Consider the following 15731-nt stretch of genomic DNA (forward strand, 5'->3'; position numbering starts at 1 on the left):
CCACACGGCGTCGGGGTGTAGTGTCGGACCCCATCTGTGTAAGACGACCGTCTTACGCACACATTACCACAGACCATGTGGTAATAAAAGTTACGGCGAGTGTAAGACAAAAGTATGTTTACCGAAGTAAACGGACTGTATCCCGCGTTTTCGGCACATCATGGTTGGTCCAGAACGTCCGCTGCGGCGGTACGGCGGCCACAGCCGGGGCAGAACGCCCAGTCCGAGCGGAGCTCGTCGCCGCACTCGCAGAACACGCGCCGGGACGACTTCTCCCCGCAGTTCGGGCAGTAAACGTGGGACGACGACAGGTTCTCGCCACATTGCGCGCAGGTCTTACGTTCGTTTGCATCGGCGTTTTCACCGGCCCCCTCGTCTGTCATACGCCCCTCGGCGGTGTGTGACGCGTCGGGCGACGACGCGTGTGACGCGTCCGACTCCTCGTTTACAGCGGCCGTCTCGGCCGCCGAATCGCCATCAAGCGTGATGTTTACATTCACGTCCTGTGGCTGGCGGGGCTGGAGCCGGCGGTCGAGCCGGTCGGCGATGAGCGCGTCGACGCGTTCCGCAATCATGTCGTCGAGCGTCCCTTCGTCAGCGCCGCTATCGGGCGTAAACGAGTCGGACGAGTCCGTAGACCCGTCCAGGTACTCGCGCAGCGCCTCGCGCATGACCTCGCTCTTGGAGGCGTCGAACTCCTCCAGGCGCTCGATGAGGTCGTCGTCGGCGCGGAAGGTTATCTTGCTCATCCGGTCGTCATACACGTTGTCACCCACGGTATTTTAATCTATCCGAGTGTCTGACGGCCGTCAGCCGGTGAGGCGACGAACGACAGACAGCGCCGGCCCGTGACGACGAATGATAATCGTTAAGTCCGACAACGGTCCTACTCGGAGTTGCATCCGCCCTTAGCTCAGACTGGTAGAGCAGTCGACTGTAGATCGACTTGTCCCCCGTTCAAATCGGGGAGGGCGGACTGCTTTTCCGCGAACCAACGGTGAGCGGAAAGCACGTCTATCCCGACACGATTTGAGCAGACGAGTCGCAGCCCGGAACGGCGCGAAGCGCCGCAGGCCCGGACCGTCTCGACGAGTTCAAATCGGGGAGGGCGGACTTGTTCTGTCGACGCAACGCGTCGACTGACGAGTCTATCCAGAGCCGATTTGAACACGACAGTCGCAGCCCGGAACGGCGCGAAGCGCCGCAGGCCCGGACCGTCTCGACGAGTTCAAATCGGGGAGGGTGGACTGCGAGATTCTCACTTCGTTCGAACTCGAGACAGCGAGCGGCGAGATGATAGTACCGCGCACGCGTAGAGCGAGCGAACGCGAGCGCGGACCGGTACCCTTTACTCGGGAGTGTCCGGTGGTGGAGACATGCAACGAGGGCCAGCAGGCCCGCTGTCGCGTCGTGCGTTTCTCGCGGTGACGGGCACGGCCGCCCTGGCTGGATGTGGTGGCGACGCCCCACCCCGAACCCCGCCCGGGACGGTGCGCGACGACTACGAGCATCCGACGCCGGGCGGGAGTCCGTCGTGGGACGCGCCGACCGGTTCCCCGCGTGCGGAGCTCTCCGTCGAGGTGCTGGTGGAGAACCTGGAGATACCCTGGGACCTCGCCTTCTCGGGGACGGGCGAACTGTTCATGACCCAGCGGACCGGCAGCGTCGTCAGGTTCGACGCGGGCGAGGTGTCGGAGGTGGCGAAGCCGCAGGACGCCATCGACGCCGGTTCGATACCGCCGGGTAGCGACCAGTCGAGTTGGTGGGTCGAGGGCGGCGAGGGCGGGACCCTCGGCGTCGCGGTCCACCCGTCTTATCCCGACGAACCCTGGGTGTACGTCTACTACACGGCGTCGGCGGGCGGGGGCAAGCGCAACCGGGTGGTGCGCTACGACGTGAGCGCCGACGACCCCGGCGCGACCGAGGAGGTCCTGCTGGGCGGCATCCCGGCGAACAAGTATCACAACGGCGGGCGCATCCGCTTCGGGCCGGACGACAACCTCTGGGTCTGTACCGGCGACGCGGGCACGCCCGAGGACGCCAGGGACCCGGAGTCGCTGGCGGGGAAGGTGCTGCGACTCGCACCGGACGGGCGCGCGCCGGCGAGCAACCCGGACCTCGGCGGCGACCCGCGGGTGTTCACCTACGGCCACCGGAACCCCCAGGGCATCGACTGGCTCCCCGGCGGCGTGCCCATCGTCAGCGAGCACGGCCCCAGCGGACAGGACGAGGTGAACCTCCTCGTCCCGGGCGGCGATTACGGGTGGAACGACGTCCGCGCCGCACCCGGAAGCGACGGCGAGTACGACGCCTACCCGGCCAACGACGACGTCGTGCCGCCGCTTTTGAACACGGGCGCGGGGGCGAGCTGGGCGCCGACCGGCGCGACGTTCTACACGGGCACCGACTGCCCGGCCTGGCGGCACCGCTTCGTCGTCGGCGGGCTCGTCAGCCAGGCGGTCTGGGTCGTCACGCTGACGCCGCCGGGCGGAGAGCTTCCGCCACTCGACGGGTACGCGCGCCGGTTCGACGCCGACTGGTTTCACCCCGCGTTCACGGCGACGGCCCACCAGTTGCTGCAGAACGACCTCGGGCGCGTCCGCCACGTCGCCCAGAGCCCGTCGGGCGAACTGTACGCCATCACGTCCAACCGCGACGGGCGTGCGACGGGGCCGTTCCCCCGGGAGCGCGACGACGTGCTCGTCCGGCTGCGGAGCGCGTAACGCGACCCGCGGTGTCCCCTCTGCAGTCCAGAACGCGGCGGAATTGTCAGTTCCCGTATGTTGGAAGCGCAGGCAGTCCGAGTGAGAAATTATAATTTTAGTTATATATAAGGTGTTTGGTATGGTGTCGAAACCAACAGGTGAAGTCGGCCGTCTCCTGGAGCGCCACGCGGAACATAAGAATCGTTATATGTATTGTCAGAAATAGCTCACGGAGTCGGCGGAACGAACGGCGAGTGAGAACGAGTTTGCACGGGGAGAGAGGTGCTCGACGCCGGGAGTGACGCGGGACGATTCTGCACGCCGGGCAGACTCGACACCGACGTGACACGAGGGGGCAAACCGCACGACGGCAGCGGCGAAAAATGGCGTAAACAATCATCCGCCTTTTTAGCGAGTTAGTACGTGGTTACTAGCGTGGTCGCGATGGGTGTCCTCGACAGGGCAAAGGAGGTGTCAGGCATTTCGGAGGAGGATGGAGAGAGCCTCCCGTACGTCTGCCTCGCGTGCGAGACGGTCTTCGAGGTGCAACACCACACCTGCCCGGTCTGTGGAAGCTTCGACGTTCGACGCTCGAAGTGGGTCCAGCAGTAGACGCCCGATGGACCACACTGGCACAGCCAGTATCGCCACCCGCACGGGTCGGCCACGGTCGCGGGTGCGCACGGCTTCGACATTTCTTGGGCCGCTCCCGGGCAATTCAAGTAGACTTGTCTGCATCCAACGGTAGTGGCAGTCTCGTTCGACCTCTTCGGGACGCTCGTGACCGCCGACCGGCCCGCCGAGCCGTGGGCCGCGGCGGCGACCGAACTGCGCGCACGCGGCGTCGGCGTCCCCGACGACTGGGAGGACGCCTATCGCTCCTCGCACGTCTCCGTCGAGCGCGGCGCGGAACTCTCGCTGGTCACTCACACCGCGGAAGCGCTGGCGAGTCGCGGCGTCGACGCAGACGATGAAACGGTCCGTGACGCACTCCTCGCGGCCTTCGACGGACCGGTCACGGTCCGCGACGGTGCGCCGGCCGCGCTCCGGGCAGCGAGCGAGGCGGGCGCGGTCGGACTCCTCTCGAACTGCAGCCTCCCCGGACTGGTCGAGCGGACGCTCGACCGTGCGTCCCTGCCCGTCGCGTTCGACGCCGTCGTGACCAGCGTCGACTGTGGCTGGCGCAAGCCACACGACCGGGCCTTCGGAGCTGTCGCCGACGCGCTGGGCGTCCCGCTGGCCGACCTCGTCCACGTCGGCGACGACCCGCGAGCGGACGGCGGCGCGCGGACGACCGAAGCGACGGTCGTCCTGACCGAGGACGTCCCGCTGGCCGAGTTCCCGGCCTGGCTGGAGGAGCGATGGCGCTGAGCGGGCTCGTCCTCGGGGGCGGACTCGCGCTGGACCTCCTCGTCGGTGAGCCGCCGCGGCGACTCCACCCCGTCGCGTGGTTCGGGCAGGTCGTCGGCCGGGTCGACGGCGAGTGGCGACGGCCCCGACAGGTCGGGGTCGTCGCGGCGCTGGTGTTGCCAATTCTCGCCGCCCTGGCCGTGGCGGGAGTCGTCTTCGCCGCGGGACAGATGGACACTCGCGTCGGTGCCGTCGCCGGCGCGCTCGCGCTGTTCGTCACGACGAGCCTCCGGCGGTTGCTGGAGCGCGTCCGCGAGGTCACCGCGCTCTCGGAGGAGGACGTCGACGCGGCACGGGAGCGACTGCGGGCGCTGGCCGGCCGCGACGCCGCGGCGCTGTCGCCCGGGGAACTCCGCAGCGCCGCCGTCGAGAGCCTCGCGGAGAACCTCGCGGACGGCCTGGTCGCGCCGCTTGCCGGGTACACCGTTCTCGCCGCGGCGACGACCGCGGCCGGCGGCTCTCCGCTGCTGGCTGTGTCCCTCGGCTGTGGCGGGGCGGCGTGGGTGAAGGCCGTAAACACGCTGGACTCGATGCTGGGCTACCGGTCGAAACCCGTCGGCTGGGGACCGGCGCGGCTCGACGACGCCGCCATGTGGGTGCCGGCCCGCGTGACCGCCGGCCTGCTCGCGCTCGTCTCGCGCGCGCCGCTTTCGCTCGTGCGGGCACGCCGGTGGAACGGGGACGTTCCCTCGCCAAACTCCGGGTGGCCGATGGGGACGCTCGCGGCGATTCTGGACGTCCGTCTGACGAAGCCGGGCGCGTACACGCTCAACGGGGACGCGCAGTTGCCCGACGCCGCGGCGGCCGGGGTCGCCGTCCGGAAGGTGGCGCTTTCCGGCCTGGTCGCCTACGCGCTCGCGGGGGTGCTGACGTGGACCTGAGCCCGCTTCGGGGTGCCGTCGCCTTCCTGACGCGCCTGCCGGTCGACAGCGACGAGCGCGACTGGCGGGCCATGCGGGCGAATCTCTGGACCTTGCCGGTCGTGGGCTACCTCGTCGGCCTGCTCGCCGCGCTGGTGCTCGTCCCCGACCTGCCCGCGCCCACCGCCGCCGTCGCCTACGTCGCCGTCCTCTTCCTGGTCACCGGCATCAACCACGCCGACGGGCTGGCGGACCTCGGCGACGCCGCCGTCGTCCATGGCGACCCGGCGCGCCGGCGCTCGGTGATGAAAGACACCACGGTCGGCGTCGGCGGCATCGTCGCCCTCGGCGTCGGCCTGGCCGGACTGGTCGCGGGGGGGTTCCTCCTCGCCGCACTGCCGACACTCCCGGGGGTCGCCCTGGCCGTCGCCAGCGAGGTGGGCGCGAAACTCGGGATGGTGACGCTTTCCGTCCGCGGCCGGCCGAGCCACGACGGCATGGGCGCGCAGTTGCTCGGCGCGTCCGACCGCGCGGAGTGGCTGGGGCTCGGTATCGCGCTCCCCGTCGCGCTGGTCGCCCTGCCCGCGACTGCCGCGGCTGTCGTCGTCGGCCCCCTGGTCGCGCTCGCGACGATGCGCTGGGCGGACGACGCGCTGGGCGGCGTCGGCGGCGACGTCTTCGGCGCGACCAACGAACTCGCGCGGGTCGTCGCCGTGCACGCGGGGGTGGTCGCGTGGACGCTCTTCTGATGTGCGGCGGGAGGGGTACCCGCCTGGGAACCGAGACAGAGAAGCCACTCTATCCGGTCCGCGGGCGGCCGATGGTCGATTCCGTGCTGGGCGCGCTCCGGGAGAGCACAATCGACGACTTCTACGCGGTCACCTCGCCAGCCACGCCGGCGACGGCGGCCCACGTCGACTGCCCCACCATCGAGACGCCGGGTGAGGGCTACGTCGCCGACCTGCAGCGGGCGCTCGCCGACGACCGCATCTCGCGACCGGTGCTGACCGTCGCGACGGACCTGCCGCTGCTGGACGGGGTTGCCGTCGACGCCGTTCTCGGAGCGGCCGACGGGACGCTGACCGTGGTGGTCCCGGTCGGGCGCAAGCGGGCGCTCGGCCTCAGCGTCGACACGCAGTTCCGCCACGGCGGCGTCGCAGTCACCCCCGCGGGCATCAACGTCGTCGGGGACGGGGCGGAGACGGTGTGGCCGACCCGCGACCCCCGCTACGCCGTCAACGTCAACCGCCGAACGGACGCCCGCGTGGCCGCCTGGCTCACAGTCGATGATTGATTATTAACAAAAATATTATCCCATAATAGGGAGCAGTAGTACCACACAGATGGACCCAGATGCTGTCGACGAGCTATGCTCGTCCAACGGGTCGACCGGTGGGGTAGAGGAAGGGGGCACTGTCGAGGGGAGCACGTCGAAGACCGGCCGCGTCGCACACGGCGGGACCGACGACCCGCTGATGCTCGACTTCAGTGCGAACACGAACCCGCGGACGCCACCCGGCGTCGCCCGGGTGTACGAGGCCGCACTCTCGGCCGCCCACTCCTATCCGTCGGACGACTACTACGAGTTCCGCGCCGCAGCCGCCGACTTCGCCGGCTGCGAGGCGACGCAGGTGATTCCGACTCCCGGGGGGCTGCCGGCCCTGCGCCTCGCCATCGCCACCACGGTCACCGCGGGCGACGACGTGCTCGTGCCGACGCCGAGTTTCGGCGAGTACGCCCGCGAGGTCCGGCTGCAAGGGGGGAAGCCGGACTTCGTCCCCTACGACGAACTGCTGGACGTCGACCCCGCGGACTACGCACTGGTCGTCGGCTGCTCGCCCAACAACCCGACGGGTGACGCCTACGACCCGCAGCGCCTGCGCTCCTACGCCGGCCGCTGTCTGGAGGCCGACACGCCGTTCCTGCTCGACGAGGCCTTCATCGGCTTCACGCGCCAGCCGTCGCTGGGCGGCCACGATGGCGTCATCGTCGTGCGCTCGCTGACGAAACTGTTCGGTCTGCCGGGTCTGCGGGCTGGCTTCGCCGTTGCGACGGGGCGGTACCGCGACCGGCTGGAGGCCGCTCGGCCCGCCTGGGGGATGGGCTCGCCGGCCGCGGCGGTCGGGGCCCACTGCATGCGAAAGGACGAGTTCGTCGCGGAGACCCGCGAGCGCGTCGAGTCCGAGCGGGCGAAGATGCGCGACCGGCTGGGTGCCCGGTTCGACGTCCACGACTCGGACGCACCCTTCCTCCTGCTGGACGCGGGCAGCGAGTCGGCCGTCGACGCCGTGATAGAGGAGCTCCGAGAGTACGACATCGCGGTCCGCGACGCGCGGAACTTCCGCGGCCTCGACCAGCACGTCAGGGTCGCCATCCGCCTCCCCTACGAGAACGACCTGCTTCTCGACGCGCTGAATGTTTGAGACGGCGGTCACGGCCGGCGTCTGCCGGCTCGCTCGACCGGGCGGTCGCTGGCTCGCGACCGGCTTCGACGGCGGCTACCACACGGCCGACGCCGCGTACAACGTCTCGGTGCCGACCGGGTTCGAGCGGACGGACCTCGACGCGTACGCCGCCGACCGACTCGCCGAGGCGGGCTTCGAGTCGGACGGCCCGCGGCTCCTGACGGGCGTCGACATGCGCCACGCCCGCGGTGCCCGGCGGGAGTCTGTAACCGCCGTCGCGACGGCCGGCATCACGAACCCCGCTGCGCTCCCAGTCGACGGGCACGGGACGGATGACGAGCACAGCACTGACGACGGGGACGCCGCCGATGGGGAGACTGACTCACGACATCCGGGCACGGTCAACCTCCTCGTCGGCACGACGCGGGCGCTGGACGACGGGGCGCTGGCGACGCTACTGGCGACGGCTGTCGAGGCCAAGACTGCGACCCTCCAGCAGGTCGCGGGCGTTTCGGGAACGACGACGGACGCGGTGGCAGTCGGCTGTGACCCGAGCGGTGACCCCACCGACTTCGCCGGCAGCGGGACCGCCGTCGGGGCCGCGACCAGAGTCTGCGTCAGGGACGCGCTGCTGGCGGGCCTCGGTGCGCGGTACGACGAGTCGGACTACCCGGAGACGGTCGCCGACGCGGACCACGGCGTCGTGACCGGGGGCGAGGCGACGACCTTCCGCCCGTAGCACAACAGCTATTGTCGTAGGTCAACTGCGCTTGAACAACGACCGCACGGTCGCCCGGCACCATGACGGACCAGACAGAACCCAGCCAGGCAGTAGCGGCACAGTCGATAGAACCGGCAGCACCCGACGAGTTCGGCCTCGTCCAGATCTGGTGGGGCGACGGCAAGGGGAAGACCACCGCGGCGCTGGGGATGGCGATGCGCGCCGCCGGTCACGGCTACCGCGTTCACGTCCTCCAGTTCATGAAGGGCGGCACCGACACCGTCGAGGACGTCCGCGGGGAGTACAACGCCATCGCGGCGCTGCCGGGCCTCTCCTACGAGAACGCCGGCCACTACGGCTGGCACGGCTTCGTGGACGGCTCCGACGACGACGCACACGCCGCGCAGGCACAGGGCGCACTCGCCCGCGCTCGCGAACTGGTCGAGGCTGCGGCCGACGCTGACCTCTCGACCCCATTTGCCCTCGAAGGCAACCCCGAGGATGGCGTCCACATGCTAATCCTGGACGAGGTTCTGTACGCGGCGAACCGGGGACTCGTCGACCCCGACGAGGTGGTTGCGCTGGTCGAGGACAAACCCGACGACCTGGAACTCGTGTTGACGGGCGGCCACGACCGGCCGGCGTTCGTCGTCGACCACGCCGATCTCGTGACCAACGTGGCGAAGGAGAAACACCCCATCGAGGCAGGCCAGGGCGCGCGGAAGGGCACCGAGTTCTGAGATGAGCGGGCCGGGAAGCGAGGCGACGGCGCGAACGCTGCTCGTCGCGGGCACGGCGAGTCACGTCGGCAAGACCACGGTCGCCGCGGGCCTGTGTCGCCTGCTCGCCGACCGGGGCGTCGACGTGGTTCCCTACAAGGCCCAGAACATGAGCAACAACGCCCGCGCGGTCCCCGGCGGGGAAATCGGCGTCTCCCAGTACGTCCAGGCCCGCGCGGCCCGCGTGCCGGCCAGCGTCGACATGAACCCGGTCCTGCTGAAGCCGACCGGCGAGGGCGAGTCACAGGTCGTCGTCCACGGCGAGGCTATCGGCCACGAGAGCGCCGGAGCGTACTACGACGACCGCTGGGAGGAAGCGCTCGCGGCCGCCCGGAAGTCCCACGAGAGACTGGCCGGGAAACACGACGTCGTCGTCGCCGAGGGTGCCGGGTCGATTGCCGAGCCGAACCTCCGCGAGCGGGACCTCGCCAACGTCGAGACGGCTCGCTTCGCCGACGCCGACGTCCTGCTCGTCGGGGACATCGAGCGCGGCGGCGTCTTCGCCAGCCTCGTCGGGACGCTCGAACTGCTGCCCGCCGACCTCCGCAAGCGCGTCGTCGGCGCGGTCATCACGAAGTTCCGCGGGGACCGCGAGATACTCCGGCCGGGCGTCGAGGACTTCGAGGACAGGACCGGCCTGCCGGTACTGGGCGTGCTCCCCTACGACGACCCGGGGCTGCCGGCCGAGGACAGCGTCTCGCTGCCGCCGGCGGGCGAGCGCGCTGTCCGCGGGGCCGACGACGGGGTTCCCGACGGCGAGGCGGTGACGGTCGCCGTGGTGCGACTGCCCCGCATCTCGAATTTCACCGACTTCGAACCGCTGGCGCGCGAACGCGGCGTCCGCGTGGCGTACGTCCCCCTCGACGGCCCCCTGGACGCGGACGCCGTCGTCCTCCCGGGGACGAAAAACACCGTCGACGACCTGCTGGCGCTGCGCGAGTCGGGGATGGCCGAGCGCATCTGCGACTTCGACGGGCCGGTCGTCGGCGTCTGCGGTGGCTACCAGCTGCTCGGCGAGCGCATCACGAACGCCGCCGTCGAGAGCGCCAGCGCCACGGACGCGGTGGCCGGGCTGGGACTGCTGCCGGTCGCCACCCGCTTCGAGCGCGACAAGCGCGTCGAACCGGTGTCGCGGCGCGTCGAGGGGACCGGGCCACTGGCCGGCCTGTCGGCGACGGTCACTGGCTACGAGATACACATGGGGCGGACGCGACTCGTCGGCGACGTCAAGCGGTTCGGCGAGAGCGGGGCCGCAACCGACCGCGTACTCGGCACCTACCTCCACGGGCTCTTCGAGAACGCGGCCGTCCGCGCGGCGTTCGTCGAGACTGTCGCTGCTGCCGCCGGCGTCGACCCGCCCACAGTGGGGTCCGGGGACGACCCGAGCGGGCACCGGCCGTATCGGGCCGCGCGCGACCTCGTCGCGACCCACGTCGACCTCGGTCCGCTGGGGTTGTCGACCGACAGGTAGGCACCGTCCGGAACAAGCCCGTCCCCGGATTCGGCCGGCTTACTGTGAATAGGGGTCGGAGAAGCGGAGCTTACGACGGGCGGGAGCGCGACTGAAACCGGTCCGTACCCGCGGAGTCGCTGGCGTACCGTTCGATTACTGCGCACCGCCGTCGAGCGCGCGCGAGGAATCCGAGCCTACCCCGCAGTGGTGGCAAGCCTACCGTCTGTCAGCGAGTCATAACAATACTCGCGGCTATCGACGGCGCGGACATGAATGGGAGTCCGGGGAGAGACACGCTCGCGTTCGCCATCGCCGTGGTCGTCGTCAGCGCCGCCGTCGTCGTCGGCGGACTCGCCGACGCCGGCCCGGCGTCCGCGGCCACGGACGGAACCGCGACCCCGGCGGCGCTGTCGGGGAATAGTTCGCTCGCCGACGCCCGGACGACGTTCCAGGGTGTCGGGGCGGAGGACACGACGGGCTGGCGGGTCGCGGGTGAGGGCGACGTCAACGGCGACGGGGAGACGGACGTCGTCGTCACGTCTCCGCGCCGGGACAGCAACGGGAACGAGAGCGGGTCGATACACGTCTTCTACGGCCCCGTCGACGCGGGGACGCTGAACGTCACCGACGCCAACGTGACCTTCGTCGGTGCGCCCGGCGAGGACGCCGGGCGGGACGTCGCCCTCGGCGACGTGGACGGCGACGGCATCGACGACATCGTCGTCGGGGCACCCCGCAGCGCCCTCGTGACGGGGAACCAGACCGTCGGCGACGTCGGGTCGGCCTACGTCGTCCGCGGGCAGGCCGAGCGCCCCGAGCGAGTGCTCCTGCGCCAGGGCGCGAACATCACCCGACTCTACGGGGGCGAACAGGGCGAGATGGCCGGGTTCGCGGTCGCCGTCGTCCCGGGCGAGAACGGCGGGTCGGTGCTCGTCGGCGCGCCGGGGAACGACGGCGCAGCGCCCGACGCCGGCGCGGCCTACCTCGTCGACGACGTCCCCACGGAGTCGACGGCAGTGAGCGACGCGGCCGCGGCGACCTTCGAGGGACCGAACGCCGGCGCGAACGCCGGCCACGCGGTCTCACCGGCCGGTGACTACGACGCCGACAACCGGACCGAACTCCTGGTCGGTGCGCCGGGTGCGAACACGAGCGGTACACGCACCGGCGCGGCCTACCTCCTCGATGCCAGCACCGACACCGCGTCGGTCACCGCCGGCATCGCGTTCAACGGCACCAGCCAGGGTGACACCGCCGGATGGGCCGTCGCGCCGGCGGGCGACTTCGACGACGACGGCGTCGACGACGTCGTCGTGGGCGCGCCGCGGGCGGACACCGACGCCGGGCTCCAGGCCGGGCGGAGCTACGTGCTCTTCGGGGAGCGCAACGCCAGCGACCGTCCGCTCGCAGCGGCCGACGTGACGCTCCGGGGGACTGCCGAGGGTGACCTGGCCGGCTGGTCGGTCGCACCGGCGGGGTCGGGCGACGTCTCCTGTGACGGCATCGACGACGTGCTCGTCGGCGCACCCGGCACCGACAGCGCGGCCGACGGCGCGGGGGCGGCGTACCTCGTCAGCGGTGGCCCCGACCAGGAGGGTGAACGGAACCTCTCCACCGCAGCGACTGCCCTCACCGGCGTCGGCCAGGGCGACCAGGCAGGCTGGTCCGTCGCCGCGGCGGACGACGCCACCGGCGACGGCCTGAACGACGTCCTCGTCGGTGCGCCGTTCAACGCCAACAACGGAACCCAGACCGGCGCGGCGTACCTCGTCGCCGGCGAGTGTCCGGTGGAGCCGACGCCGACGGAGACGCCGACGGGAACGGCGACGGCGACTGCAACGAAGACCCCCGCCGAGACGCCGACTGGAACGCCGACTGCGACGGAGACGCCGGCGAAGACCCCGACCACGACCCCGACGGAAGTGCCGAGCGGGGTCGACGTGTCGGCGCGGTGTATCGACGGGGCGGCGACCATCGGCGTTGAGAATCCGAACGCCGCGACGAGTCTGCGCGTCGAGATATCCGGTCCCGGCGACTTCGGCGAACGCGTGACGCTCGAACCCGGAGAGAGCGAGCGCTTCGAGGGACTCGACGACGGCCAGTACACCCTGGCGACGTTCGTCGCGGGCACCGACCGGCGCATCGCCAGAACCACCGTGCAAATCGACTGTGGTGCCGCGCCGGCGACCGAGACGCCGACGACGACGCCAACCGAGACGGCGACGGCAACTGAAACGCCGGCGGCGACCGAGACGCCGACAGCGACCGCCACCGAAACGCCAACTGCGACGCCCACGGTCACGCCGACTGAAACTCCGACGGCAACTGAGACGCCGACTGAAACGGCAACCGAGACGCCGACCGAGACGGCAACTGAGACCGCAACCGAGACTGCCACAGAAACTCCAACAGAGACGGCAACCGAGACCGCGACAGCGACGCCGCCTGTCACGCCAACAGAGACGGAGACGCCGCCTGTCACGCCCCCGGAAACGCCGACGGAAACTGCGACAGAGACCGCGACAGCAACGCCGACCGAAACCGCGACTGAAACCGCGACAGCAACGCCGACCGCAACCCCGCCGGAGCCGCCGGAGGAGGGGGCCGCGATAAGCTTCGTCTTGCTGTGCGTCGGTGAGGACGCGGGCGTGCCCGAAGCGCCCGTCGGGGGAGCCGGGTCCGACGAGTGTCCGGACGGGGTGCCGCTGGTGCGCTACGAGTGGACGGGGACCGTCTTCGACGAGGCGGGGCCGAACTACGGCACGGCGGTCGTCCCGACCGACTTCGCGGACATCCGCGAGCCCGTGGCGGCCCAGTTCTTCTCGACGGAGTACGACATCCTCGGAGCGGTCGTCGGAGCCGGCGGTGAGACCTGTACCTTCGACGACCCGGCAGGCGACGGGCCGCCGAACGTCGCTGTCGACATCGGGACCGTCGAGAGTTGCGAGGCGGGCGGGAACCAGCTCGACACCCAGGAGTCCGACAGTGACCGCGGTTTCATCGCGTCGGTGTTCGCCTGGCTCCGGTCGGTCCTCCCGCTGACGCTCCTCGGGCTGGTCGTGGCCGGCGGGCTCGGACGGGGCCGTCGGTGAGAAGGTCCCCTCACTCCTCGAAGAACTCTGCGAGGAGGCGTTTCTCGGCCTTCCGGAGGTGGTTATGCAGCGTCGCGGAGGAGATATCCATCGACTCGGCGACGTCTTCCGCGGTGCTCTCGCGGGGCCACTCGAAGTAGCCGGCCCGGAAGGCCGCTTCCAGGGCCTCCTGCTGGCGGTCGGTGAGGTCGTCCAGCCCGTCGCCGGGAAGTGCGGCGTGGTCCTCAGCCGTGGGCTCCAGTTCCCGCTTCGCGCGGAGTTCGGTCTCGGGGAACGACTCGGTGACGTGCTCGACGACGGACCGGACGTCAGACTCCGGCGAGACCTCCGCGACGAGGCGGCACTCGCCGTCGGTCGCCTCCGCCGAGCGGACGTTCGCGCCGTACTCGACGAGCGGGCAGCACAGCGACCCCGACGTCAGTGACACCTCGACGGTCGTCGCGCCGTTCTCCGAGACCGTGCGGGCCTCCGGGACGCCGCTGGCTGCGTCGACGACCCGCTGGACCTCCGCGGCGGTCGCGTCGTCGACGGTGACGTAGGCCAGCAGTGCGCCGCCCTCGCCGGGGACGATGCCGTCGAGCGTACACGGCCCGGCTTGCTCGGAGAGCACGACGAACACGTCGCCCGGGTCCGTCGACCGGAACTCCAGTTCGACGACGGCGTCGGAGAGGAGCAACTGCCGGTGTTCGACCGCCTGGATGGCACGTCCGATGGTCTCGCCGAGTTCGCCGAGCACCTCCCGTTCGCGCTTGGAGAAGCCCTCGTCCCGCTCAGTTCGCAGGACGAGCGCGCCGTAGACGGTCCGGCCGTGGACCAGCGGGACCGTCGTCCGGTTGCCGCCGTCGGGACGGGGAGCGGACGCCTCGTCTGCGACCGCCGGGACGTCCGCGTCGGCGCTCGCACCCGAGAGCGTGACGTCGGACGGGAGGTCCTCGGGGGAGTCGAGTCGGCGGGGACTGTCGTCGCCGGCAGTCATGGCGACGGTCCCGGAAGCGCCGGACAGCCCGGAGCCGAACCAGGCGGCCTCGTAGAGCCCGTTCGAGACGAGCGTCTCGCAGACCGTCTCCGCGACCTCGTCCCTGGTCGTCGCGTTCACGAGCGCGGTGTTGACGCTCCTGATGACGTGGTTTATCTGTTCGAGTTGCGCGAGTTCGTCGCGCTGCTGGCGGAGACGGCGCTCGCGTCGCTCCCGGCTGGTGACGTCGTGCAACAGTATCGTGTACCCGATGAGCAGGTCGCGCTGGTCGGTTATCGGGGCCGTCGTCACCTCGTAGGTCCGCTCGCCGATGACGAGTTCGGCGAAGGCGTCCTCGCTCTCGAAGTCCAGTTCGTCGGTGCTGAGCAGCGTCTCCAGCGGCTCGCCGAAGGGGTCCTCCCGGTCGCAGCCGAAGATGTCGCTCGCGGCCCGGTTGAGGTAGAGAATCTCTTTCTCGTCGCCGACGATGACGACGCCGTCGTCGACGCCCGCCAGCGCGGCCTGGTTGCTGAGCTGTCGCGTGGCGGGCAGGATGTCGAACAGCCGGTACCGCAGGAACGCGTTCCCGAAGGCGACGCCGGTGATAGCGAAGCCGTAGGGCGTCAGGTCCAGCCCCGTCAGCGGCGCGAGTTCGAACACCGAAATCGCGTTGCCCAGCAGCGGCGAGACGATGCCGACGATGATGAGGACCGTCTGGTCGAGGTAGAGGTAGTCGGAGACGACCACCAGCCTGAGCAGGAGGACGAACCCGACGATGAGGATGGTGTAGGCGTAGAGGAAGTACACCCAGAACCAGGGGCCGAACGTCTGCGTGAGCGTGACGACGCCGCCGGTCCTGACGAGTTCGGGGTTCGACCACATGAGCTGGTGCGACGGGTTCGTCCAGATGAGTACGACCGAGATAGCGGGGATGACGAACCAGAAAGGAAGGACGCGCCGTTCGAGGACGACCCCGTAGCCTGTGAAATCGGCCATGAACAGGAAGAAAAGCAGCGGGAGGAGCGCGATTGCCAGCCACTGGACGCGCTCCCAGACGAGGTGACTCGCGAACGTCTGCGTCAGCGCGAACACGTCGGTCAGGGCCCAGAACGCGGTGAAGACCATCGCACCCAGGAACGGCATGGCACCCGGCCGGTCGCGGTGTCGCCAGGCGTATCCGGCCAGCGCGGTCGTCGCGAGCGCGGCGACGGAGAGGAGGAGGACGTGAACCGAACCCGACCCCAGTAACATCGATACGTAGCTGTCCAGTGCGAAGTATAAAAAAGCAGTTGTCGAACTGAAATTTCGAGAAACCGAGAATTTATACCCGACCGAGCGGCAGCCACCGGTA

At 70.1% G+C, this 15731-nt stretch carries 13 protein-coding genes and 1 tRNA gene; 12 read left to right on the forward strand and 2 right to left on the reverse strand.

Going from position 1 to position 15731, the window contains the following annotated elements; translation table 11 throughout:
• Window positions 1-158: 158 nt before the first annotated feature.
• The gene (locus tag WDJ57_RS08165) at window positions 159-749 is read right to left on the reverse strand and encodes a double zinc ribbon domain-containing protein (RefSeq protein ID WP_338906271.1); all 591 of its coding nucleotides are present in this window, start codon (window positions 747-749) and stop codon (window positions 159-161) included.
• Between the two features lie 153 nt (window positions 750-902).
• Between WDJ57_RS08165 and WDJ57_RS08170 the strand changes: the two genes are divergently transcribed.
• From WDJ57_RS08170 to WDJ57_RS08225, 12 genes are all read left to right on the forward strand, one after another.
• A tRNA-Tyr gene (locus WDJ57_RS08170) sits at window positions 903-976 on the forward strand.
• A 400-nt stretch (window positions 977-1376) separates the two neighbouring features.
• On the forward strand, window positions 1377-2723 hold the full coding sequence (locus WDJ57_RS08175; RefSeq protein WP_338905450.1) for a PQQ-dependent sugar dehydrogenase: 1347 nt from the start codon (window positions 1377-1379) through the stop codon (window positions 2721-2723).
• Between the two features lie 405 nt (window positions 2724-3128).
• The gene (locus WDJ57_RS08180; protein ID WP_338905451.1) at window positions 3129-3317 is read left to right on the forward strand and encodes a hypothetical protein; all 189 of its coding nucleotides are present in this window, start codon (window positions 3129-3131) and stop codon (window positions 3315-3317) included.
• A gap of 135 nt (window positions 3318-3452) precedes the next feature.
• Complete coding sequence (locus WDJ57_RS08185) at window positions 3453-4076, forward strand: HAD family hydrolase (RefSeq protein WP_338905452.1); 624 nt, start codon at window positions 3453-3455, stop codon at window positions 4074-4076.
• Window positions 4067-4996 (forward strand): adenosylcobinamide-phosphate synthase CbiB, encoded by a 930-nt coding sequence (cbiB, locus tag WDJ57_RS08190; protein ID WP_338905453.1) that lies wholly within the window; start codon window positions 4067-4069, stop codon window positions 4994-4996. The genes WDJ57_RS08185 and cbiB overlap by 10 nt, the downstream gene beginning before the upstream one ends.
• Complete coding sequence (gene cobS / locus WDJ57_RS08195) at window positions 4987-5724, forward strand: adenosylcobinamide-GDP ribazoletransferase (protein ID WP_338905454.1); 738 nt, start codon at window positions 4987-4989, stop codon at window positions 5722-5724. The genes cbiB and cobS overlap by 10 nt, the downstream gene beginning before the upstream one ends.
• A complete protein-coding gene (locus tag WDJ57_RS08200; protein WP_338906273.1) occupies window positions 5724-6269 on the forward strand; it encodes an NTP transferase domain-containing protein in 546 nt (181 codons plus the stop codon). The genes cobS and WDJ57_RS08200 overlap by 1 nt, the downstream gene beginning before the upstream one ends.
• Before the next feature lie 49 nt (window positions 6270-6318).
• Window positions 6319-7398: a threonine-phosphate decarboxylase gene (locus WDJ57_RS08205; protein WP_338905455.1), complete on the forward strand. Its 1080-nt coding sequence runs from the start codon at window positions 6319-6321 to the stop codon at window positions 7396-7398.
• On the forward strand, window positions 7391-8119 hold the full coding sequence (locus WDJ57_RS08210) for an adenosylcobinamide amidohydrolase (RefSeq protein ID WP_338905457.1): 729 nt from the start codon (window positions 7391-7393) through the stop codon (window positions 8117-8119). The genes WDJ57_RS08205 and WDJ57_RS08210 overlap by 8 nt, the downstream gene beginning before the upstream one ends.
• Before the next feature lie 62 nt (window positions 8120-8181).
• Window positions 8182-8841, forward strand: coding sequence for a cob(I)yrinic acid a,c-diamide adenosyltransferase (locus WDJ57_RS08215; protein ID WP_338905458.1), 660 nt, complete (start codon window positions 8182-8184; stop codon window positions 8839-8841).
• Window position 8842: 1 nt separating this feature from the next.
• Entirely contained in the window at window positions 8843-10351 is a 1509-nt protein-coding gene (locus WDJ57_RS08220) for a cobyric acid synthase (protein ID WP_338905459.1), read from the forward strand.
• Window positions 10352-10602: 251 nt separating this feature from the next.
• Complete coding sequence (locus WDJ57_RS08225) at window positions 10603-13425, forward strand: integrin alpha (RefSeq protein ID WP_338905461.1); 2823 nt, start codon at window positions 10603-10605, stop codon at window positions 13423-13425.
• Between the two features lie 10 nt (window positions 13426-13435).
• Here the strand turns inward: WDJ57_RS08225 and WDJ57_RS08230 are convergent, their stop codons facing one another.
• Window positions 13436-15631 (reverse strand): histidine kinase N-terminal 7TM domain-containing protein, encoded by a 2196-nt coding sequence (locus WDJ57_RS08230; protein ID WP_338905462.1) that lies wholly within the window; start codon window positions 15629-15631, stop codon window positions 13436-13438.
• Between the last annotated feature and the right edge of the window lie 100 nt (window positions 15632-15731).

The organism is Salinibaculum sp. SYNS191 (assembly GCF_037338445.1).
GTDB lineage: Archaea > Halobacteriota > Halobacteria > Halobacteriales > Haloarculaceae > Salinibaculum > Salinibaculum marinum.